The organism is Yersinia enterocolitica subsp. enterocolitica, from assembly GCF_901472495.1.
Lineage (GTDB): Bacteria > Pseudomonadota > Gammaproteobacteria > Enterobacterales > Enterobacteriaceae > Yersinia > Yersinia enterocolitica.
The window spans coordinates 1151628-1173800 of the sequence record NZ_LR590469.1 but is presented as its reverse complement, the minus strand read 5'-3'; the positions used below and the strand labels follow the sequence as shown (position 1 = coordinate 1173800).

Sequence of the window (22173 nt, the reverse complement as noted above, 5' to 3'; positions counted from 1 at the left end):
TAGGGTAGGTGGGTTTTATATTGTAATATAATTATGTAAATATTAAATATGAGGATCATATGTGTAAAAATAGCCAATATTTGCATCTTCCTGACGAAATTCCGCAACAATTAATGTTGTTATGGGAGAGTAGTGATGAAGTTTGGGGTTTCAAAGATCTTGATTCACACTATTTGTACGCTAACAATCCATTTATTGAACTATTAAATTTTCCGCCAGAATTTTGTATTAAAGGTTTGTTAGATAACGAGTTACCTCATCCTTCTTTTGCAAAATTATCATCCCAATTCAGGGAGCAAGAGCTGCTAGCGGCGATAACTAAAAAGCGAGTGTCTTCAATTGAGATGCATTATTTTGGTCGCGAACAAAAACTACAACCTTATCTTTTCGATAAGTTTCCACTTTTAAATAGTAAGAAAGAGTGCTTGGGTATTATTTTTCATGGAAAAAAAATGGATTTCTTCACAAGTGAACAATATGTCGACCAAGGGTCACCTCTAACATTTTTAATTGAAAAACCGGATGATTTTTTTACTGATGAAGAGTTTGATGTGGTATTTTTTATGCTGCAAAATGTAAATAATAAAACTATCGCCCAGCGGTTGTCGCTCTCTGAGCAGGAGGTTGAAGATTATCGGCGAAACATTTACCATAAAGTACACTGCGATTCATTCTACGAATTTAAACAATTTTGCAAAAATAAACGTTATAACCATTATGTTCCGCAAAAAATCCTCGAACCTGGCTCCATAATTATTCCGAATTTTGAATGGGATCTTGGTGATGCAGCACATTCAATAGAACAACATTATCCCGATAGATAGATACCACGGAGATTGTAATAGAAGAATTAAGTTCAATAGTATGAAAATAGGTACTGTTGCAAATAATCGTTAAGGGAAATCAAGTGAAATCGATGTGCTAGATTTGGGCGTGAGGACTATTTTGGGGCGTGTTAACGGCTATACATATAGCTAAGTTTATGGCAATGGCGCGGGGGAGTTAGCCTCCCCAATAACGGAAATTAATTTAGAATGACTGATAAATAATAAAGTTAACTTTATGCAGGTTTATGTGCGGAGAGTAAAAATATCATTGGACGTTCTTTTTCTTCATCCAATGCCGGGCAATCTATAATTTGCTGTGTTGTCGGGCCCCATTCGTCTAAATGCGTAATCACAAAACCATGTTTTACCAAAAGATTAATATAAGTTCCTAATGTCCTATGCTGCTTGATAACACCTTCAGCCAACCAATTTGTTACTCGTTCTCCTTCCGCTTGATAGCTATTTACTGGCCATGATTTTTGCCCATCATCTGCAATCAACCAACCCGGCTGTTTTGGTGCGGTATAAATAGGGTGTTCTGCGGAAAAAATGAAACTACCACCAGGAAGCAAAGCATCATAAACAGCAGTGAGTAGGGCCGGAAGGGCTTTTATATAGTGTAAAGTTAGAGAGCTATATGCTAAATGGAAGGTTTGTTGCGGTAATTGAATATTTTCCAAATCTTCCCGGCGATAAAGGATGTTGTTTTCAGATGTCATTTCTTTCGCGCGATTTAACATTTTCTCTGAAATATCCAACCCTAAAACCTCAGTCGCACCTTGTGAACGAGCGTAGCGGCAAAACCAACCATAGCCACAACCTAAGTCAACGACTTTACGCCCTGATAGTGGCGGCAGAATTTTACCAATGGCTGGCCACTCTGGTGCGCCGTCTAATCCATTGACTGAACGGCTAAGTTTGGCGTAGCCTGAAAAAAAATCCTGATTATCATAAATATTTTGAGTCACGTATCGTCCTCTTTGATTGTTGTTCCTATTGGTTCATAAAAAGCATCGCTAGCTTATCACTAATAAGATGCTATTAAATAAGACTGTAAGATCTGTGAGTATTATTTTGTTTCGAATACTTAATGTCAGAGATGCGTGAATGCTGTTTTGAGAATAGCAAAGAGTTAAAACGGCTAAATACAAGTGCCAGTTAAAATAGCAGCGATGACTTATCTTACTAATCATCTAAAAATAGGCTAAACTTTATACAGTTCGAGTTGGCAATTCATTGCCGGCCTTACTGAGAGTTTTTTAACATTTCCAAAGACTGATAAGGTATCCCTATATTGCCCGTGTAGTTGGATATTATGGTCAACCAAGGTGCTTTATCGCTGACTGGATGCTTCTCTTGAAGGAGATAGCGATGACTCCTGTACAAATACTGATTATTCTGGTGCTTACACTTTTTGCATTGTACCGTCAGTCGGTCAGTCACGAGGTATTGTTAGGCCCAGCTCGTTTTAAATGGGCTTGGGTCTATGGGATGGTCGGTCTGGTAGTGGGTGGCACATATATGCCAGCTACAATGACTTCCTGGGTTGTTTTAGGTAGTGGTGTTTTATTTAGTATTATCATCGGTGTTTTACAAGGTCGCCTTATAGAGATCTGGCGTGAACCTGATGGGCGTATTTTTTGCAAAGGAACACCGCTAACCATTACTTTATTCTTACTGCTTGTTGGGTCTAAATGGATTATCGGCACACTGCAGTACCTTTATAATCAACCCACTGAACAAGGTGGATTTGGTGAAATCTTGATTATGATTGCAGTCATAGCTGCATTCCAGGTAGAAATTGTCCGACGTCGTATCCGAGCTTTATATCCGGATAACCCGGTTGATTCGTTACCTGAAGGGCGTTAAGAAAGTGTTGTATCAGCTAACAGTCGAGGACTGACTGCTAGCTGACATAAAAGTGTCATAATATTTTTAATGTGCCTTAAATCAATCAACAATAAAAAGCCTGGCACCGGATATCGTGGATGAGCGATGCGCTTCTGCATGGTCTGCGACCTGGTAACTCATACCTGCTTTTAATATAAAAATACGCCCATCAACGAGTTCAGTACTCAATTCGCCATCAAGGCACAGTAAAATATGCCCTTTGGAACACCAATGGTCCGCTATGTATCCCGCGCTGTATTCAACCATACGAACTCGGATGTTGCTAAAGTTCTGAGTTCTCCAATATGCAATGCCTTGCTCTCCTTTATGCTCGGTTTATCCACTGTAGACCAATCAGTGGTACCGAAAGGGATATCCCCTATATTCATTTAAACTCCCTAATAGACAGGCAAATGAGACTCATATTAGCTCATCAGTAAAAGAAATACACAGTCTATTACTTTATTGCCAGTCCAAATTTTATAAAGTGGGCCATACTATGAGAGAAACAATAGAATGGAGTTATTAAACCTATGAAAAACGCCACAATTTTTCAGTTTTTCCATTGGTATTACCCTGACGGAGGTAAATTATGGCAGGAGGTTGCTGAGCGAGCAGAACATATTAGCCATCTCGGGATTAATTATGTTTGGTTACCTCCTGCGTATAAAGGTGCTTCGGGAGGGTATTCGGTCGGGTATGACACTTATGATTTATTTGATTTAGGTGAATTTGATCAGAAAGGAACCCGGGCGACGAAATACGGGGATAAAGAAGGGCTATTGAACGCGATTAATCGATTGAAGGAAATGGATATCAAGGTCTTATTTGATGTTGTCTTTAATCATAAAATGGGGGCCGATGAAAAAGAGCCGGTCAGTGTCCATAAAGTTAATCCTGAAAACCGTACTGAAATTGATGAAGCGGTTATCGATGCGCAGGCCTATACTCGATTCACTTTTCCGGGTCGCAATGAAACATATTCATCTTTTCTCTGGGATAAACAGTGCTTTAGTGGTGTTGATCATATTGAAGACCCAACAGATAAAGGTATTTTCAAGATTATAAATGATTATAGTGATGAAGGCTGGAATACCGAGGTTGATGACGAGTTAGGAAATTTTGACTATCTGATGGGGGCCGATATCGATTTTCGCAACCCCGCGGTTATGGGTGAGTTAATGTATTGGGGGGAATGGCTATTAGATACATTGCCAATTGATGGTTTTCGCCTGGATGCCGTGAAACATATTCCCGCCTGGTTTTTCAAACAATGGATTCAGCATGTACAAAATAAAGCAAATAATGATTTATTAATTATTGCAGAGTACTGGTCTCCGAATATTGAAAAATTACAGCAATATTTGGAACGGGTAGATGGTTCAGCAATGTTGTTTGATGTGGCTTTACATCACAAGTTTCATGAAGCTTCAAATCAAGGCGAGGATTTTGACCTCACGCAAGTGTTCAGTGGGACATTAATTGAAGCCGATCCAATGCATACAATTACCCTAGTAGCAAACCATGACACTCAGCCACTGCAATCACTGGAGGCGCCTGTTGAGCCTTGGTTTAAACCACTAGCCTATGCATTGATATTAATTCGTGAGCAGGGCATCCCATGCGTGTTTTATCCTGATTTGTTTGGCGTCAGCTATGAAGATACCGGTGATGACGGGGAAATTTATCAGATAGAAATGCCCATTATTGCTGAGTTGGAAAAGTTAATTCAGGCCAGAACACGTTTCGCACATGGTGTGCAGATCGACTATTTTGATGATAAAAACTGTATAGCGTTCGTTCGTTCGGGAACAGAGGAAGAGCCCGGTTGTGTGGTTGTCCTTTCTAATGGCGCGGAAAATGAAAAAACAATTCAGCTTGGGGAGGATTTAGCCAATAAAGAGTTTGCTGATTTCCTCGGTAATCATTCAGCCATTATAACCACTGATGATCGCGGCGAGGCCGCATTCCCAGTTAACGGGGGGAGTGTGAGTCTTTGGGTACAGAAAGAGTTTTGTACTAATGTGGAGTGAGTCGAATTTTATGTTCCTAAAGCCATAGTCCTTCGGTTTTTAGTACCCGCACCAATGGTACCTACTGCTGACACTATCGTTTTCACATATCGCGCCAGCAAGTACTATTGTTGCCAAAGTGTTAATTTTCTTTGTGTTATATTTAATGCAGACCTCATAATTTCAAAGGAGAGGTCTGCTGAGATACAAACTAATTCAGAATACCTATAACAGCAATATTTCTCCTCATTTGACTTTGTCAGCAGTATGAAGCCCATATACCGATTTTTTTTGCATAATTAGCGCTGCTTGTTTGCTTGGGCGAGGACAGAACCTGCCAATGTTTTGGCAAGCTTACTGGATTTGGGTTCTGCCAATACTTGAGCGGCCACATCTTCCATATGTATGCCAGTTTGATTATCCGTGTTCGTCTGAGAGAGGGCTGAACCCGCCAGACTTTTTTCGATAGCAGGAGCATTAGGATCTTTCAGAATTTGTGCGGCCAGTGAAGCTACCGAGGCTGATGTTTTCTTGGTGTTTTTTGACATTATTTAATCTCAATTAATTGATAGGAGGTATTTGATGTCGCGTTTTAATAAAATTTTAACAAAAACATGTTAACTGTATAAATAAACAGCATGGTGTTCAAATTAAAAACCATTAAAAATATTTAAAACTCTTAATTAATGAGGGTTATTTAAATGGAAGAAGTTTTTAGTGATAATTAAAAGGCAATTAAAATTTTTTATGAGTAAAATATTATTATAAATAATACGGGGTTGACTCTGGCTAATATTGATTAGCTAACTTTATTTTATTGATAATTCAACACTATTTATTCCGAATATATATTCAATATTATTGCCTGATATGTTAAATAATATTCTGATTTAACAGTCATCTATAGCAATGAATGCAAATTAGTCAATATTCGAAATAGGAGCGGTGAGTATAGCGATGATTCACTAAATTTTATCGTGCAGCCCTTAAGATTGTTTTCACCTGTAGCTACCCGTAATCGCCATTGTTGCCAAAATGTTAATGTTTCTTTGTGTTATATTTAATGCAGACCTCATAATTTCAAGGGAATAGCCTTGTGATGATGAATGTGGCTTAGAACACGATAAGAAACAATGGAGGCGCTATGTCGTTGGATTTGCGGAAAACGAGTATGGCCAGGTTGGTCGCCCTCAATCACGAATATCACTATTACAGCCTGCCGCAATTGGCGGCAGTGCTGGGGGATATCGACCGATTACCTAAATCACTGAAAGTGTTGTTAGAAAATTTGCTACGCCATCTGGATGGTGAGCAGGTTCAAGAAGAGGATCTTAAAGCCATTGTGGCGTGGCAACAGTCCGGCCATGCGGACAAAGAAATCGCTTATCGGCCCGCCCGTGTCTTAATGCAAGATTTTACCGGTGTCCCGGCGGTAGTGGATTTGGCCGCGATGCGCGAAGCGGTGCAACGTCTTGGCGGTGATGTGGCACAGGTTAACCCATTATCACCGGTTGACTTGGTGATCGACCACTCGGTCACCGTCGATGAATTTGGCGATAAAGCGGCATTTGGTGAAAACGTCCGGCTAGAAATGGAACGTAACCACGAGCGCTATATCTTCCTGCGCTGGGGGCAAAAAGCTTTTAGCCGTTTTCGCGTAGTGCCGCCGGGCACCGGGATTTGCCATCAGGTGAATTTGGAGTATCTGGGGCAAACCGTCTGGCATGAACAGCAGGGCGGCAAAGAGGTGGCCTACCCGGATACCCTGGTAGGAACTGACTCTCACACCACCATGATTAACGGCCTGGGGATACTGGGCTGGGGCGTGGGCGGTATTGAAGCTGAAGCTGCGATGTTGGGTCAGCCGGTATCCATGCTTATTCCTGATGTGGTTGGCTTCAAAATGACCGGTAAGATGCGGGAAGGGATCACCGCTACTGACTTAGTGCTGACAGTGACGCAGATGCTAAGAAAACATGGCGTGGTGGGTAAGTTTGTCGAGTTTTATGGTGATGGTCTGGCGGATCTACCCCTGGCGGATCGTGCCACTATTGCCAATATGGCACCGGAATATGGTGCCACCTGCGGCTTCTTCCCGGTTGACGATGTCACTTTGGGTTATATGCGTTTAAGTGGCCGTAGTGATGAACAGATAGCGCTGGTGGAAACATACAGCAAAGCTCAAGGGTTATGGCGTCATCCGGGGGATGAGCCGGTGTTTACCAGCCAGTTATCACTTGATCTGAGTACGGTAGAATCCAGTCTGGCGGGGCCAAAACGCCCGCAAGACAGAGTTGCTTTGGCGAAAGTACCTTTGGCATTTAATGCTTTTGAAGAACTGGAAGTTAATAGCAAAAAAGACAAAGTTAGTCATGTTTCTTTCACTCTGGACGGCAAAACCCATGAGTTGGAACATGGCGCAGTGGTCATCGCGGCCATTACCTCCTGCACTAATACCTCCAACCCCAGCGTATTGATGGCGGCCGGTTTACTGGCCAAGAAAGCCGCAGAAAAAGGGCTTAAAACCAAGCCTTGGGTGAAAACGTCATTAGCTCCCGGCTCGAAAGTCGTCACTGAATACCTTAAGTCAGCCGGTTTAACCGCTTATCTGGATAATTTGGGCTTCAATCTGGTGGGCTATGGCTGTACCACATGTATAGGTAACTCCGGCCCATTGCCAGAACCAATAGAAAAAGCCATCAAAGAGGGTGATTTAACCGTGGGGGCGGTGCTTTCCGGCAACCGCAACTTTGAAGGGCGTATCCATCCTTTGGTCAAAACCAACTGGCTGGCTTCGCCACCGCTGGTGGTTGCTTACGCCTTGGCTGGGAACATGAATGTCAATTTGACGCAAGATTCGTTGGGCAACGATCCTCAGGGGAGTCCGGTCTATTTGAAAGATATTTGGCCGACCGGCCTTGAAATCGCCAAAGCGGTTGAAGCAGTGAAAACAGACATGTTCCGCAAAGAGTATTCTGCGGTGTTTGATGGGGATGAAGAGTGGCAGGGCATTCAAGTCGATAGCACGCCAACTTATGATTGGCAGAGTGATTCCACCTATATTCGTTTGCCTCCTTTCTTCAGTGATATGAAAGCCTTACCGGAGCCGGTACAGGATATCCATCACGCCCGTATTTTGGCGATTCTAGCCGATTCTGTCACCACCGACCACATTTCACCCGCCGGTAATATCAAACTCGATAGCCCGGCAGGCCGCTATTTACGGGATCGCGGAGTCGAGATTAAGGAGTTTAACTCCTACGGCTCTCGTCGCGGTAACCACGAAGTGATGATGCGCGGAACCTTTGCCAATATTCGTATTCGCAATGAAATGGTGCCCGGTGTTGAGGGGGGGATCACTCGCCATATTCCCTCGCAAAATCAAATGGCTATCTATGATGCGGCGATGCGTTATCAGCAAGAGAATGTGCCACTGGCAGTAATTGCCGGTAAGGAATATGGTTCAGGCTCTAGCCGTGACTGGGCAGCTAAGGGGCCGAGGTTGCTGGGAGTGCGCGTTGTTATCGCGGAATCATTTGAACGTATTCACCGCTCTAATTTAATCGGAATGGGAATTCTGCCGCTGGAGTTTCCTGCCGGCGTCAATCGCAAAACCTTGGGCCTGACTGGTGATGAATCTATTAGTGTCAGTGGGTTACAAAGTTTGGCACCGGGGCAAACTGTCTCTGTCACCATCACTTATATGGATGGACGGCAACAAAAGGTTGATACCCGCTGTCGTATTGATACAGGCAATGAATTGGTTTATTTCGAAAATGGCGGCATCTTGCATTATGTGATCCGCAAAATGTTGTAATGGCCGGATAGATTAGTGACAGTGTCACCATTAAGTTGGGGCATAAAAGAGGGGGGACTAGCCCCCTGAGGTTAATGACAAACCCATTTTATCGCACCGAGACTGGCTGGGCGACTGCGCCGATGGGCGCTCCGACGGCTCACGCCGTTACGACCCATTCGGCACATTTCCCCGCTTATCAACTTTGTCAGCCGTCTGAGGGGGGCTAGCCCCCCTTATATTTGATAAGCGGCTCTATCGAAGCGATTATTTGGTCAATAAATGGCCCATCTTGGCGGCTTTGGTCGCCATATAGTGCTCGTTCTTAGGATTCTGTCCGACAATCAGCGGGACGCGTTCGACGATATTGATCCCGGCCTCGGAGAGAATTTCGACCTTCTTCGGGTTATTGGTCAGCAAACGCACGGCCTTAATACCCAATAGCTTATACATATCAGAACACAGCGTGAAATCGCGCTCATCGGCAGCGAAACCCAGTTGATGATTAGCTTCAACGGTGTCGGCACCTAAGTCTTGCAAAGCATAAGCGCGGATTTTATTCAGTAAACCAATATTACGGCCTTCCTGACGATGATAAAGCAGTACACCACGGCCTTCTTCAGCAATATGTGCCAGCGCAGCTTCTAACTGGAAACCACAATCGCAACGCAGGCTAAAGAGGGCATCGCCCGTCAGACACTCAGAGTGAACACGGGAGAGCACGGGTTCATCGGTGCTAATATCCCCAAAAATCAATGCCAAATGGTCATGACCGGTGGCTAACTCTTCGAAACCGACCATCAGGAAGTCACCCCAAGGAGTCGGTAATTTGGCTTCTGCTACACGTTTTAGCTGCATCTTGCTGTTCATATTATAACTTTATACCCTTAGATAGGTTATCGCATACCCTACCGTGAATGCCTGCTACACCCTTTTGCTTTTAGGGCATAAGGTTAAATAAAAATTTTCTGCGATCATTATTAGCTATATTGCCATAACTTTTGACCTGCTGCTGTTCAACAAAGCAGCAATAAGGTTAGCGAGAATGTCTATCTAAGACTTATTTTAGTAATGACAAAAATTTGTGTATGTTATCAATAGGTAGAGATACTTATATTATATAGATATAGCGCTTATATAAATCGTGCTATCACCACAGGTAATATGTTGTGGATATTGCCAGAAAGAAAGGGCAACAGATGTGGAATATAACAAAACGCATTACTCTGGGATCACTTATTTTACTGCTGCCAACCTTTGTCATTTGGCTCTCGGGTTGGCAGTGGCAGCCGGGTGGCGGTGAACGCTGGTTAAAAGGGTTGTTTTGGGTAACAGAGACGGTGACCGCGCCGTGGGGCATCGTAACCAGCGTATTACTCGGTGGCTGGTTTTTGTGGTGTCTGCGTTTTCGGCTCAAACCGGCTATCGGGCTGTTGGTTATACTCAGTATGGTTATTGTTGTGGGGCAGGGATTGAAATCACTGATTAAAGAACAGGTACAGGAGCCGCGGCCATTTGTGGTCTGGCTCGAAGCTGAGCATCATATCGATAACCATTTTTTCTATTCCTTACCGCGCGTTGAACGTAGCAAGTTGATTAAACAACAATTACAGAATCAATCCGCGATCCCATCGTGGTTAAGCAGTCACTGGCAGTTTGAAACGGGTTTTGCCTTTCCTTCCGGCCACACGGTTTTTGCCGCCAGTTGGGCATTATTGGCCGTCGGGCTGTTATGGCCCCGTCGACATTATAAAACGGTTATTTTACTGATGCTTTGGGCGCAGGGTGTCATGATGAGCCGTCTGGTATTAGGTATGCATTGGCCAGGCGATTTAATGGCGGCCACGATAATTAGCGGTTTGTTAGTTGCGATGGTATGCAGTCTGGTGCAGCGGTGGTTCGGCCCGTTGAATATTCCACCGCAAGAACAGCAAGAGATTGAAAAGCGTGAGCATGACTAAACATAGACGATTGATTCTTATTTGCAATTAATCATTCGCGATTAAGTTGCTTAAAATAATCTCTATTGAGCATCAGTTCGGCGCTTTATCTTGGTGCAGGGTTTCTTTGCGGGGTAAGGAAGTGCTAATTTGTTAAGTAAGGACGCCACATTTTTGGCATAATTCATCAGGTTGATTCGGCCTTTAGGAAAAAACGTGAAATATTTGCTGATTTTTTTGTTAGTGCTCGTCATTTTCGTGATATCAGTCACGCTCGGAGCAAATAACGATCAGGTCGTTACCTTCAATTATTTATTGGCTCAGGGCGAATATCGGGTATCTACCTTGTTGGCGACACTGTTTGCCGCCGGTTTGGTTCTGGGATGGATTATTTGTGGACTTTTTTATCTGCGAGTTCGAATTTTATTGGGGCGTGCAGAGCGGAAAATTAAACGCCTTGAATCGCAGCAAGAGTTACCGATTGAACCCAGTGCGACTGCATCCACACCTGCCGTCGGCAAGGAATAATTTTCTATGTTAGAAATGCTGTTTCTGCTGTTACCGGTCGCTGCTGCCTATGGTTGGTATATGGGGCGTAGAAGTGCTCAGCAGGATAAGCAGCAGGATGCTAACCGCCTGTCTCGTGAATATGTGGCTGGGGTTAACTTCCTGCTCTCAAACCAGCAAGACAAAGCGGTTGATCTGTTTCTTGAAATGCTGAAAGAAGACAGTTCAACAGTTGAAGCACATCTGACGTTAGGTAATCTGTTCCGCTCCCGTGGTGAGGTTGACCGCGCTATCCGCATCCATCAAGCCTTGATGGAAAGTGCCTCTCTGACCTTTGAACAACGGTTGCTGGCCGTCCAGCAGTTGGGCCGCGATTACATGGCTGCGGGGTTATATGACAGGGCGGAGGACATGTTCAACCAATTGGTTGAGGAGCAAGATTTCCGGCTTGGCGCATTACAGCAGTTATTAGTTATCCATCAGGCGACCAGTGATTGGAACAATGCCATCGAAGTGGCAGAAAAACTGGTCAAGATGGGTAAAGAGAATCAGCGACTGGAAATTGCTCATTTTTATTGCGAATTGGCGCTGCAAGCGATGGGCAGTGATGATCTCGACAAAGCGATGAGCCTGTTGAAGAAAGCCGCCTCAGCAGACAAACAGTGCGCCAGGGTGTCCATCATGCAAGGTCGGGTGCATCTGGCCAAGGGTGAGTATGCGAAGGGCGTTGAAGCGCTGGAGCGCGTGTTGGAGCAAGATAAAGAAGTGGTCAGCGAAGCATTGCCGATGCTGAGTGAATGCTATCAACACCTACAACAACCCGAAGCCTGGGCTAATTTCCTGAAACGCTGTGTTGAAGATAATACTGGCGCGACGGCTGAGTTAATGTTGGCGGAAATTCTTGAACAGCATGAAGGCCGGGATGTGGCGCAAACCTATATTAATCGCCAATTGCAACGCCATCCAACCATGCGTGTGTTCTATCGGTTGATGGACTATCACCTGGCAGATGCCGAAGAAGGGCGAGCGAAAGAGAGTTTACTGTTGTTGCGCGATATGGTTGGCGAGCAAATTCGCACCAAACCGCGTTATCGCTGCCACAAGTGTGGTTTTACCGCGCACTCACTCTATTGGCATTGTCCGTCTTGCCGTGCCTGGGCGTCAGTTAAGCCTATTAGAGGGTTGGATGGTCAATAAGTGCAGGTTATTCAGGGGTATCGGGTGAATTGAATCACCCGACAGTGATTTATGATCTATTTTTTCTTCTGCGGTGCTTTTAGCAATTGGCGCAGTTTCTTCAATTCTTTCTGGCTTAACGGCTGTTCTGAAATTTCTTCCACGCCTTGGTTATCAATCTCGTTGTGATGCAATTTGGCATCTTTATGGCCGCTCTTAGCGCTTTTAACATCAACCGCAAAACTTTTTTCTAATCTTTCGCACACTTCAGTGCTGAGAGAAAACTGTTTTTCTAAGGCGGCAGCTTTGATTTTCTCTTTTAATTCCAGAGGGATTTTAATGGTTAAGGTAGATATTTCGCTCATCATATAACCTTCAACTTAGGGGAAAATACCAAGCTAAGTGAGGGAAGCGAAACTGTCCAGGGGATAACACAATTGTCACAAAAAATTCACATTGAGCATTTTCAGAAATAGACAATGCGCAGAAGGTTAAGTGATCTGAAGTGATGGGGGATTATGGTTTGGCGTAACCGATGGCTAAGACCTGTTACGCTAGAGATAAATGAAGGCTTACGGGCGAGTGTGTGGATAATGTATCAAGTCGTGGAAACGCACAGAATGGCCGCTTTCATTGCGATAGCCGTGCGGGCAATCAGCCGCAAATCGTAGCGCCTCACCAGTGGTCAGCGTTCGGGTCACGCCATCAACAGTGAGTATCAGTTCTCCTTCAATGACAATCACATGCTCAATCACGCCAGCTTCGTGTGGCGTTGACTCACTGCATCCACCCGGTTCGAGGTCGACAAAGTCATTTCGCGCTAGCTGGCACCATGTGTCTGGTGTATCTGCTGGCAAAACGAACGCTGTCGCGCTATGCGATTGTTCTGGCACTGGCCGCCGGGCTGATTGTGGCCGGATTACAGGGCAATATTGCACTGCACGGCCAGACGTTGATTTTTGCCACTCCGGTCTTTGTCATGCCGCACTTCACAATCTCAACTCTTCTCGGCATCGGTGTTCCGTTTTTCGTGGTGACAATGGCCTCACAAAATGCGCCGGGCATCGCTACGCTGAAAGCGCATGGTTACAATCTGCCTGTTTCCCCCCTGATTTCATGGACAGCACTGACCGCACTGGTTTTAGCACCGTTTGGTGGGTTTACCGTCTGTATCGCGGCGATTACAGCGGCGATCTGCATGGGGCAAGATATCCATCCTGATCCGAAAAAACGTTATATGGCGGCGGTCGCTGCTGGGTTCTTCTATCTGATCGCCGGTGTGTTTGGTGGTTCAATCGGTATAGTGTTTACCGCTCTGCCGGTCGCGCTTATCCACACTATTGCCGGTCTGGCCTTACTTGGCACCATTGCGGGTAGTTTGTATCGTGCGCTGGAAAATGAACGTCAGCGTGATGCAGCGATTATCACGTTTTTGATAACGGCTTCCGGCGTGACATTGTTGGGGGTCGGCTCCGCGTTCTGGGGGCTGGTCGGGGGGATAATCACCCATCTGATCCTCAATCTCCCAGCGCACAAAACGGAACACGACGCTGGGAAAAGTTGAGTTTGTTTATCTTCTGGGGAACAGAATATTACTATCGGGGAAAAGTGCTGAAACCACCTTTCCCCTTTGTCTCTTAGCGGTAAATGACCGCCGTACCGTGCAATTTGTTATTGCCGGTAGCAGAGGTGATCAGGTATGAGGTTGCGCCAGCTTCATCTGCTTTTTTCGCCAGAGCGTTTTCTAATTCAGTTAATGTACCGGCATTGCTGGCGGCAACGGTACCCATCTCATTCAAGCCTGTTGCTGGTGCGTGCAGGATTTGTGTGGCAGCAACACTGGCAAATGATGCGAAAGAAAGGGCCAACGCAGGGATAATATATTTAATATTTTTCATGTGGAACTCCAGTTACATATTTACCATTTAAATAACAAATTATTATTTAAATCATGGCATAGACAATCAATGTCTTGCGATGGAGTGCATCATAGCGCAGGGTTGTTTAAATAAAATCACAAAAAATTGATTTTTATCATCAAAAAATTCGAATGACATTTTACCTTTCTTGAAACTTTTTTACTTAACTGCGGGTATAAGAAGTACGTCTGCTTTTGCATAAATCTACGTAACCAGAAAAAGCCTGACAAAGGGCGGCTAAACTCACATTGCCGACTGCTGTAATTTCAGTGACACACCCTGTAGAATGTCGTTGTTATCATGACTAACTGACTGAAAAAGGCTTGAAAATGACGTCTGCAACTAAAACTAATAACAGTGGCTCAATATCTTCCCCGATCGTTGTTGCACTGGATTATGCCAATAAAGACGCGGCGTTAGCTTTTGCTGATCGTGTTAATCCGCGAGATTGCCGATTAAAAGTAGGCAAAGAGATGTTTACTTTATATGGCCCCCAACTTGTTCGAGATCTGCATCAGCGCGGTTTTGAGGTCTTTCTGGATTTGAAATTCCACGATATTCCTAACACTACCGCCCGTGCGGTTGCGGCGGCGGCGGAACTGGGGGTGTGGATGGTAAATGTTCATGCCACTGGGGGGATGCGCATGATGACGGCGGCAAAAGAAGCATTATTGCCCTTTGGCCAACAAGCACCATTACTGATTGCTGTGACGGTGCTAACCAGCATGGATGGTGGGGATTTACGTGATATTGGCATTAATATCACCCCAGCCGAACAGGCAGAGCGGTTGGCAAAATTAACCTGGGATTGCGGTTTAGATGGGGTGGTCTGTTCTGCCCACGAAGCGGTGCGCTTAAAGCAGGTGTGTGGTGAGGATTTCAAACTGGTGACACCGGGGATTCGCCCTGAGGGCAGTGATGCTGGCGATCAGCGCCGTATTATGACACCAGAACAAGCGGTAGCGGCAGGTGTGGATTATATGGTGATAGGGCGTCCGATCACCCAATCCCCTGACCCGGAAAAAACCTTGACCGACATTCTGGCCTCTTTGGGTAAGGGGGCAAAATGAGTCATGATAATAGCCGTTTGGTCTATTCAACCGATACCGGGCGTATCACTGAACCCGAGGTCAAACCGCAGCGGCCTAAAGGCGATGGTATTGTGCGCATCCAGCGTCAAACCAGTGGCCGCAAAGGCAAGGGCGTGTGTTTGATTAGCGGTATTGATGGCAGTGATGAAATGCTAGAGAAACTGTCAGCAGAATTGAAGAAGAAGTGCGGTTGCGGTGGCTCAATTAAAGACGGCATCATTGAAATTCAAGGAGATAAACGCGATCTTCTTAAGCAACTGCTCGAAGCCAAGGGGATGAAAGTCAAACTGGCAGGGGGTTGAAGAAATTATAACACGTTGTTTTATTGAGTGGAGTTTGACGGGGTGACTGCCCCGATGGGTGCTCCGGCAGCTTACGCTGCTACGACCCGTTCGGCACATTTCCCCGTCAGTCAACTTCGTTATCGCTAACGTTTTAAGAATAAAACAAAGTATCTAAAGTCATTGGGACTGTAGCCAGGCGGCAAACGAATAAATCCCGATGAGCTGACTTATGTCAGTGATTCGGGTGCATGAGAGCCACCAACAACGCTACAGTTTTAAGAATAAAAGAAATTATCCGAAGTTATTGGGACTGTAGCCAGGCGGCAAACGAATAAATCCCGATGAGCTGACTTATGTCAGTGATTTGGGTGCATGAGAGCCACCAACAACGCTACAGTTTCAAGAATAAAAGAAATTATCCGAAGTTATTGGGACTGTAGCCAGGCGGCAAACGAATAAATCCCGATGAGCTGACTTATGTCAGTGATTCGGGTGCATGAGAGCCGCCAACAACGCTACAGTTTCAAGAACGAAGGATAAGTTTATTTACTGACCTGATGGCCAATAACCCCACCAATAGCCGCACCACCCAGAGTACCCAGTGTGCTATCAGTCAGCACTGCGCCCCCAACAGCCCCGACACCGGCACCGATGGCAGTATTACGGTCTCGTTTTGACATGTTGGAACATGCAGATAGTGACAGGGCCAGCGTTAGTGCCAATGCGGCAGTCGCCAATCTTTTATTGATCATCATAATTATTCTCCTCACGTTGGCAGAGTGAATCCATACTGAATCAAACTTACCTTACTCAGTATAGGCGTTATATTAATATTAAGCGTCAGCTCATTCCATTTGTGTTTAGAATAAACAACGCCATTTTGATTTAAATTTGGAATTAATATTGAGAACTCGTTTCTTCATCAATAGAATCTAGTATAATTACCTGTAATTCATTTGGTAGGTAAATAGTCCTAATTTGAACGAATCAGGTATGGAATTAAGGATTATCTTAGACCGAAAACACAATTAACCCCTTGTCTGCACTCAAAAAAAACCTTCATCACTGGTTGTGTATCTCCCAGACTGTACTTTCCAGCCGATCTGTACGCAGTTTATAGCTATTTATCCCATACCGGTTCTCACCTGTGGCGCTGAAAATGAGACAAATTCAGTTATTCAGGATACGACGATGCTCAACGAACTGAAGCAGCAGGTGCTGGCTGCTAATCTGGCACTGCCACGCCATAATCTGGTCACTTTCACCTGGGGAAATGTCAGTGCTGTCGATCGTCAAAAGGGCCTGCTGGTGATTAAGCCTTCGGGCGTTGAGTATGACGTGATGACGGTGGATGACATGGTGGTTGTGGAGTTGGACACCGGCAAAGTGGTGGAGGGCAGCAAGAAGCCTTCATCGGACACTGACACGCATCGGGTGCTTTACCTTAATTTTCCTCAAATCGGCGGTATCGTACATACGCATTCACGCCACGCCACCATATGGGCGCAAGCTGGTTTGGATTTACCCGCCTGGGGCACCACGCATGCGGATTATTTCTATGGCGCAATCCCCTGTACCCGCCTGATGACACCAGAAGAGATTGCTGGTGGTTATGAATGGGAAACAGGTAATGTCATTGTCGAGACATTCGTTGATAGGGGCATTAAACCAGAAGATGTGCCCGCCGTTTTGGTGAATTCACACGGGCCATTTGCCTGGGGAACTGATGCTGATAATGCTGTACACAATGCGGTTGTGCTAGAAGAACTGGCTTATATGGGGATCTTCTCACGCCAGTTGAACCCGCAACTGCGGGATATGCAGCCCCAATTGCTGGATAAACACTACCTGCGCAAGCATGGGAAAAATGCCTATTATGGGCAATAAAAACTATGTTTAGCTGCCGCCCGTGTTTAGTCCTGCACGGGTTTTTCCAACCATAATATCGAGTCGCTGATATCGAGTGTTTTTGCTTCGACTTGCGCGATCGCATCATTGATTCCCTGATTGTAAAAATGTACACCCAATTCGCGACTGATAAATTGCAGTAAAAATTCGGCGTCAAAATCTTCCAACTCAATATTGTGTTCTTGTTCCAGATAACGCTGAAGTTTGTAGGTCATCCGCTGCGTTTGTTCGCGGGTGAAGGTGATGTCTGCCATAGATATAGCTCCGATTAAGGCGTTTTGATAATGATAACTCAGTGATTACTCGCCCAGTATGTCGACTTGAATTCCCTGAGTTATCAACTGCTGTCGGTAAGCTGTGGGCAGGCGATTATCGGTGATGACTCTGTTGACGGCAGAGATAGGGGTCAACAGGTTCTGATGTACCTGGCCAAATTTTGAGGCATCCGCCAAAATGATATTTTCGGCACCTTTTGCCAGCACACTGTTAATCACATCAGCGCGTAACATGTCACGCCCGGTGAATCCGGTATCCATCTGGTAACCGTCGATACCGATAAATGCCTTACTGAAATTCACATGACGTAAGCACAGAAGTGTCAGTGGGCCGACCATGCTGTCACTTTTCTTCTGATAGATCCCGCCCAATAGAATAACTTCGCAAGCTGAGTTTTTTAATTGTCGGGCAATATAGCCGCTGACTGTCACTAATGTAATGCCGGGGCGTTTTGCCAGTTGATGAGCCAAGAGAGCATTACTGCTGCCACTTTCAATAAATATTGTCTCACCGTCGCTGACCAGCGAGGCGGCGTGATTGGCCAGCTTTTGCTTCACGGAAAAATGGCGCATCATGCGCACATCAATATCATCACTTTCAAGGGCGACAGCGAAGCCATGCACGCGTTTGAGTAAACCCCGTTTCTCCAGCAGATTGAGATCTTGCCGAATGGTGACTTCTGATACATGGGTTACTTGGGATAATTCGCTGACACTCACTCGTTTGTTGTCATTCACCTGTTGCAAAATCGTTTGCTGTCTTGGGTTCATCATAGGTCTGCCAAATAAATAAACTTTCGTTTGAAGTATAATTTACTTTCGAATGAAATAGGTTTGATCAGGGTCACGTTATTGATTAAGGGTTGGTCTATGATTGCGGCTAATGATTATTCGTTACGCTATTTGCTTTACTGGTTATTTGTTTAATCAGTCTGGCTGTTTCACTCATTCAAACCGGAGGTTGTTATGGAGCTTTATCTTGATACAGCAGATGTGGCCGCAGTTAAACGACTGGCACGTGTTCTGCCTTTGCAGGGAGTGACTACCAATCCCAGTATTCTGGCAAAAGCGGGCAAACCCATCTGGGAAGTGCTCCCTGCGCTGCGCGATGCTTTGGGGGGAACTGGTAAACTGTTTGCCCAAGTGTTGGCCAGCGACAGTGAACTCATGGTGTCAGAGGCGGTATTACTGTCCCAGCGCGTTCCCGGTTTGGTGATCAAAGTGCCAGCAACCGCTGAAGGTTTAGCCGCAATTAAGAAATTGAAAACCATGTCAATTCCGACATTGGGTACCGCGGTGTACGGTGCGGGGCAAGGGCTATTATCGGCATTAGCCGGAGCTGAATATGTAGCTCCTTATGTCAACCGGTTGGATGCACAGGGCGGTGATGGTATCGCGATGGTACGCGAATTACAGCAGTTGCTCACCTTGCATGCACCGGGCGCGAAAGTGTTGGCCGCCAGCTTCCGGACACCTCGGCAGGTATTGGATTGCCTGCTGGCGGGTTGTCAGTCCGTGACCATTCCCGTGGATGTTGCAGAGCAGTTTATCAGTACCCCAGCGGTTAAAGCGGCAGTAGAACAGTTTGAGCATGACTGGCAGGGCGCATTTGGCTCAGCAATCTTGAGCTAGTGTTTCATTCACGGACTAAAGCATAAAAAAACGCCCGCTTAGCTATTAAACGGGCGTTACGGTGTCACTTGTTTATAAGCAATATTATGAAGTTTTGAAGCTGCTGACAAAGCTATTTTTGCCCGGTGACTGGCGGGGCGACTGCACCGATGGGCGCTCCGGCAGCTTACGCTGCTACGACCCATTCGGCACTTTCCCCGCGAATCAACTGGGTCAAAGGTTTGGTTCTTATCCTAGCAAGGGCATTTTCCCAACTTGCCACCTTGGCTGGGGAAGCGAGCCTCCAGACAATAACGGTGGAAGTCACGTTCGCTCATCGGCGGCGTATCCGGATGATGACGGCGCATATGATTCACATAATTGCCATAATCCTGCACTCCCACCATCAGACGGAAACTTTGAGCCACTCGATGCGCAATCAAACGAACCCAAGCCCATAACGTGGTCGGGTGAGCGACGACGGGAACCAGCGGTATGCAGCGCGTAATCTGACGCGGCGCTGGTGGACATGGCCGCTGCAACAGATTGGTTTGCTGCCTGCGCAGTGGGATACCTGCATTAGCCACGAACAGTCTCCTCACGGAATACAATTTCAGTCTCATGCGTAGTCGGTTTACTGGATTTCAGCGCGCGCCGAATCACGAAGAAAGATGAAATCAACATGGTTACTGCCACCAGCATAAAGAAAGCACACAAAGCGGCATTGATCTGGTTGTTAAACACAATGGTTTCCATGTCCTTAATGCTCTTAGCTGGGGCAATCAATACCCCTTGCTCGACACCAGCCGAGAATTTCTTCGCCTGAGCCAGGAAACCAATACTCGGTTTTTCGTGGAAAATTTTCTGCCAGCCCGCCGTCATTGAGGTAATAAACAGCCAAATTGTTGGCAGGATGGTTACCCAAGCATAGCGCTGCTTCTTCATTTTAAACAGCACCACAGTCCCTAAAATTAGCGCCATTGATGCCAGCATCTGGTTACCGATACCAAATAGTGGCCACAAGGTATTAATGCCACCCAGCGGGTCGACTACTCCTTGATAAACAAAGAAGCCCCAACAGGCGACGGCAACTGTAGTGCCGGATAAGTTGCCAAACCATGAACGGTTATTCGCCAGACTTGGCACCACCACGCCGACCAAATCCTGTACCATAAAGCGGCAAGCACGGGTACCGGCATCAACAGCGGTCAGAATAAACATCGCTTCAAACAGAATGGCAAAGTGATACCAGAACGCCATCATATTGCGGCTATTAAAGACTTCACTGATGATATGCGCCATCCCAACCGCGAAGGTAGGTGCGCCACCGGCACGAGATAATATTGAGTTTTCGCCGACATCTTTCGCGATCATGGTCAGGGTTTCAGGTGTGACGACAAATCCCCAACTGTTGATGGCCAGAGCGGCACTTTCTACCGTGGTGCCAATCAGTGCCGCCGGTGAGTTCATGGCAAAGTAAACGCCGGGATCGATAACTGATGCACAAATCAGCGCCATAATGGCGACAAATGATTCCATCAGCATCGCACCGTATCCGATAAAGCGGGTATGGCTTTCGCGTTCCACCAATTTCGGCGTGGTACCACTGGCAACCAGCGCATGGAAGCCCGAAATAGCACCACAGGCGATAGTGATAAACAGGAATGGGAACAGGCTACCGGAGAAGACCGGGCCGCTGCCATCAATAAAGCGTGAAACGGCAGGCATTTTCATTTCTGGCATGGCAAACACAATACCAATTGCCAAACCGATAATGACGCCAATTTTAAGGAAGGTCGATAAATAGTCACGTGGTGCCAACAGCAGCCATACCGGCAGAACGGAGGCGATAAAGCCATAAATGACCAGCACCCAAGTCAAGGTGGTACCGTGTAATGTGAAGAACGGCCCCCAGTAAGGGTGAACGGCAATATTCCCGCCGTAAATAATCGCCGCCATCATTAACACAAAACCAATTAATGACACTTCGGCAATTTTACCCGGGCGCAGGAAGCGCATGTACACGCCCATAAATAGTGCAATCGGGATAGTAGCAGCAATGGTAAACAGGCCCCACGGGCTGTCGGCCAGTGCTTTAACCACCACTAATGCCAGTGCAGATAAGATGATGATCATCACCCCTAAGGCACCCAACATGGTAATAATACCCGCAAAAGCGCCTAATTCTTGTTTTGCCATTTCCCCCAATGAGCGGCCATCACGGCGGGTTGAGATAAACAGGATAAGGAAGTCCTGTACCGCACCGGCCATCATTACACCCACCAGAATCCAGATAGTACCGGGTAAGAAGCCCATTTGGGCGGCCAAAATAGGCCCAACTAGCGGCCCGGCCCCGGCAATAGCCGCGAAGTGGTGGCCGAACAGTACCCATTTATTGGTCGGAACATAATCCAGACCATCATTACGTCGCTCTGCCGGGGTTAAACGGCGGTCATCCAGCTCAAAGACATTCTTGGCAATAAACAGACTATAAAAGCGGTAGGCGATGCTGTAACAGGCTACCGATGCAATCACCAGCCAGATGGCATTGACATGTTCGCCTCGGCTCAATGCCAGCATGGCAAACGCGAATGCACCTATTAACGCGACGGTCAGCCAGATGACGACAGTCTTGACGTTTTTCATGGGTAACGACTCCTTGTTATGGGGGAAATTTAACGGTAATCAGCACCCGTTTGGGAAAAAAGATGCAAACCGTTAGTTAACATAGGAGTTTTAATGTGAAAGAAAAGTAGCGAAAGTGAGAACTGTGATGAGGTAAATGTTTTTTGCTCACCATTAGAATCATTTTCTTACATATTGTGACGGCTACCCGACGGGGAACCGTGGTGGGTAAAATAATGGGGTCGGGGCATAAAAAAGCCGTGGGATGTTGTGCATCACCACGGCTTTACCCTTCATACTGCAAGCTGCATG

At 46.0% G+C, this 22173-nt stretch carries 21 protein-coding genes and 3 pseudogenes; 12 read left to right on the top strand and 12 right to left on the bottom strand.

Annotation, left to right across the window (positions count from 1 at the left end; genetic code table 11):
• Positions 1–59: 59 nt before the first annotated feature.
• On the top strand, positions 60–824 hold the full coding sequence (locus FGL26_RS05445) for a PAS domain-containing protein (RefSeq protein ID WP_005169945.1): 765 nt from the start codon (positions 60–62) through the stop codon (positions 822–824).
• Between the two features lie 236 nt (positions 825–1060).
• Here FGL26_RS05445 and FGL26_RS05440 read toward each other — a convergent pair whose 3' ends face one another.
• Positions 1061–1795, bottom strand: coding sequence for a class I SAM-dependent methyltransferase (locus tag FGL26_RS05440; RefSeq protein WP_005169944.1), 735 nt, complete (start codon positions 1793–1795; stop codon positions 1061–1063).
• Positions 1796–2198: 403 nt separating this feature from the next.
• Between FGL26_RS05440 and FGL26_RS05435 the strand changes: the two genes are divergently transcribed.
• Positions 2199–2696, top strand: coding sequence for a hypothetical protein (locus FGL26_RS05435; protein ID WP_005160202.1), 498 nt, complete (start codon positions 2199–2201; stop codon positions 2694–2696).
• An 81-nt stretch (positions 2697–2777) separates the two neighbouring features.
• Here the strand turns inward: FGL26_RS05435 and FGL26_RS05430 are convergent.
• A pseudogene (locus tag FGL26_RS05430) lies at positions 2778–3106 on the bottom strand (DHCW motif cupin fold protein).
• Positions 3107–3250: 144 nt separating this feature from the next.
• Between FGL26_RS05430 and amyA the strand changes: the two are divergent.
• The gene (gene amyA, locus FGL26_RS05425) at positions 3251–4750 is read left to right on the top strand and encodes an alpha-amylase (RefSeq protein ID WP_005169943.1); all 1500 of its coding nucleotides are present in this window, start codon (positions 3251–3253) and stop codon (positions 4748–4750) included.
• 278 nt (positions 4751–5028) lie between these two features.
• Here amyA and FGL26_RS05420 read toward each other — a convergent pair whose 3' ends face one another.
• A complete protein-coding gene (locus FGL26_RS05420) occupies positions 5029–5277 on the bottom strand; it encodes a hypothetical protein (protein WP_005169932.1) in 249 nt (82 codons plus the stop codon).
• A 596-nt stretch (positions 5278–5873) separates the two neighbouring features.
• Here FGL26_RS05420 and acnA point away from each other — a divergent pair.
• Entirely contained in the window at positions 5874–8546 is a 2673-nt protein-coding gene (gene acnA / locus FGL26_RS05415) for an aconitate hydratase AcnA (protein WP_005169930.1), read from the top strand.
• 246 nt (positions 8547–8792) lie between these two features.
• Here acnA and ribA read toward each other — a convergent pair whose 3' ends face one another.
• On the bottom strand, positions 8793–9383 hold the full coding sequence (ribA, locus tag FGL26_RS05410) for a GTP cyclohydrolase II (protein ID WP_005169929.1): 591 nt from the start codon (positions 9381–9383) through the stop codon (positions 8793–8795).
• A 341-nt stretch (positions 9384–9724) separates the two neighbouring features.
• Here ribA and pgpB point away from each other — a divergent pair, with 341 nt between their 5' ends.
• From pgpB to lapB, 3 genes are all read left to right on the top strand, one after another.
• The gene (pgpB, locus tag FGL26_RS05405) at positions 9725–10486 is read left to right on the top strand and encodes a phosphatidylglycerophosphatase B (RefSeq protein ID WP_005169928.1); all 762 of its coding nucleotides are present in this window, start codon (positions 9725–9727) and stop codon (positions 10484–10486) included.
• 195 nt (positions 10487–10681) lie between these two features.
• The gene (locus tag FGL26_RS05400) at positions 10682–10993 is read left to right on the top strand and encodes a LapA family protein (RefSeq protein ID WP_005165840.1); all 312 of its coding nucleotides are present in this window, start codon (positions 10682–10684) and stop codon (positions 10991–10993) included.
• A 6-nt stretch (positions 10994–10999) separates the two neighbouring features.
• Positions 11000–12169 carry a lipopolysaccharide assembly protein LapB gene (gene lapB / locus FGL26_RS05395; protein ID WP_005169925.1) on the top strand — a complete coding sequence of 390 codons (1170 nt, stop codon included), beginning with the start codon at positions 11000–11002 and terminating at the stop codon, positions 12167–12169.
• A gap of 56 nt (positions 12170–12225) precedes the next feature.
• On the opposite strand, the gene FGL26_RS05390 is transcribed toward lapB, so the two are convergent.
• Together FGL26_RS05390 and FGL26_RS05385 are read right to left on the bottom strand one after the other, a co-directional pair.
• Complete coding sequence (locus tag FGL26_RS05390; RefSeq protein ID WP_005169924.1) at positions 12226–12513, bottom strand: hypothetical protein; 288 nt, start codon at positions 12511–12513, stop codon at positions 12226–12228.
• 207 nt (positions 12514–12720) lie between these two features.
• Positions 12721–12954: pseudogene (locus tag FGL26_RS05385) on the bottom strand (cupin domain-containing protein); the annotation flags it as partial.
• Here FGL26_RS05385 and FGL26_RS05380 point away from each other — a divergent pair.
• A pseudogene (locus FGL26_RS05380) lies at positions 12954–13712 on the top strand (benzoate/H(+) symporter BenE family transporter); the annotation flags it as partial. The pseudogenes FGL26_RS05385 and FGL26_RS05380 sit on opposite strands and share 1 nt — an antisense overlap.
• 73 nt (positions 13713–13785) lie before the next feature.
• On the opposite strand, the gene bhsA reads toward FGL26_RS05380, so the two are convergent.
• Positions 13786–14046, bottom strand: coding sequence for a multiple stress resistance protein BhsA (gene bhsA / locus FGL26_RS05375; protein ID WP_005169921.1), 261 nt, complete (start codon positions 14044–14046; stop codon positions 13786–13788).
• A gap of 350 nt (positions 14047–14396) precedes the next feature.
• On the opposite strand from bhsA, the gene pyrF reads away from it, so the two are divergent.
• A complete protein-coding gene (gene pyrF / locus FGL26_RS05370; protein ID WP_005169920.1) occupies positions 14397–15137 on the top strand; it encodes an orotidine-5'-phosphate decarboxylase in 741 nt (246 codons plus the stop codon).
• Entirely contained in the window at positions 15134–15460 is a 327-nt protein-coding gene (gene yciH / locus FGL26_RS05365) for a stress response translation initiation inhibitor YciH (protein ID WP_005169918.1), read from the top strand. The genes pyrF and yciH overlap by 4 nt, the downstream gene beginning before the upstream one ends.
• Before the next feature lie 524 nt (positions 15461–15984).
• On the opposite strand, the gene osmB is transcribed toward yciH, so the two are convergent.
• Positions 15985–16200 carry an osmotically-inducible lipoprotein OsmB gene (gene osmB, locus FGL26_RS05360; protein ID WP_032902788.1) on the bottom strand — a complete coding sequence of 72 codons (216 nt, stop codon included), beginning with the start codon at positions 16198–16200 and terminating at the stop codon, positions 15985–15987.
• 433 nt (positions 16201–16633) lie between these two features.
• On the opposite strand from osmB, the gene araD reads away from it, so the two are divergent.
• Positions 16634–17329, top strand: a complete 696-nt coding sequence (gene araD / locus FGL26_RS05355) for an L-ribulose-5-phosphate 4-epimerase (protein WP_005169913.1) — start codon at positions 16634–16636, stop codon at positions 17327–17329.
• A 26-nt stretch (positions 17330–17355) separates the two neighbouring features.
• Here araD and FGL26_RS05350 read toward each other — a convergent pair whose 3' ends face one another.
• Together FGL26_RS05350 and FGL26_RS05345 are read right to left on the bottom strand one after the other, a co-directional pair.
• Positions 17356–17604, bottom strand: coding sequence for a DUF2164 domain-containing protein (locus FGL26_RS05350; RefSeq protein ID WP_005169911.1), 249 nt, complete (start codon positions 17602–17604; stop codon positions 17356–17358).
• 45 nt (positions 17605–17649) lie between these two features.
• Complete coding sequence (locus FGL26_RS05345) at positions 17650–18396, bottom strand: DeoR/GlpR family DNA-binding transcription regulator (RefSeq protein WP_005169910.1); 747 nt, start codon at positions 18394–18396, stop codon at positions 17650–17652.
• Positions 18397–18591: 195 nt separating this feature from the next.
• Between FGL26_RS05345 and fsa the strand changes: the two genes are divergently transcribed.
• Positions 18592–19257 carry a fructose-6-phosphate aldolase gene (gene fsa / locus FGL26_RS05340; RefSeq protein WP_005169909.1) on the top strand — a complete coding sequence of 222 codons (666 nt, stop codon included), beginning with the start codon at positions 18592–18594 and terminating at the stop codon, positions 19255–19257.
• Positions 19258–19490: 233 nt separating this feature from the next.
• Here fsa and FGL26_RS05335 read toward each other — a convergent pair whose 3' ends face one another.
• Positions 19491–19823, bottom strand: coding sequence for a YbdD/YjiX family protein (locus FGL26_RS05335; RefSeq protein WP_005169908.1), 333 nt, complete (start codon positions 19821–19823; stop codon positions 19491–19493).
• Complete coding sequence (locus FGL26_RS05330) at positions 19816–21882, bottom strand: carbon starvation CstA family protein (protein ID WP_005169907.1); 2067 nt, start codon at positions 21880–21882, stop codon at positions 19816–19818. Before FGL26_RS05330 ends, FGL26_RS05335 begins: the two co-directional genes overlap by 8 nt.
• Between the last annotated feature and the right edge of the window lie 291 nt (positions 21883–22173).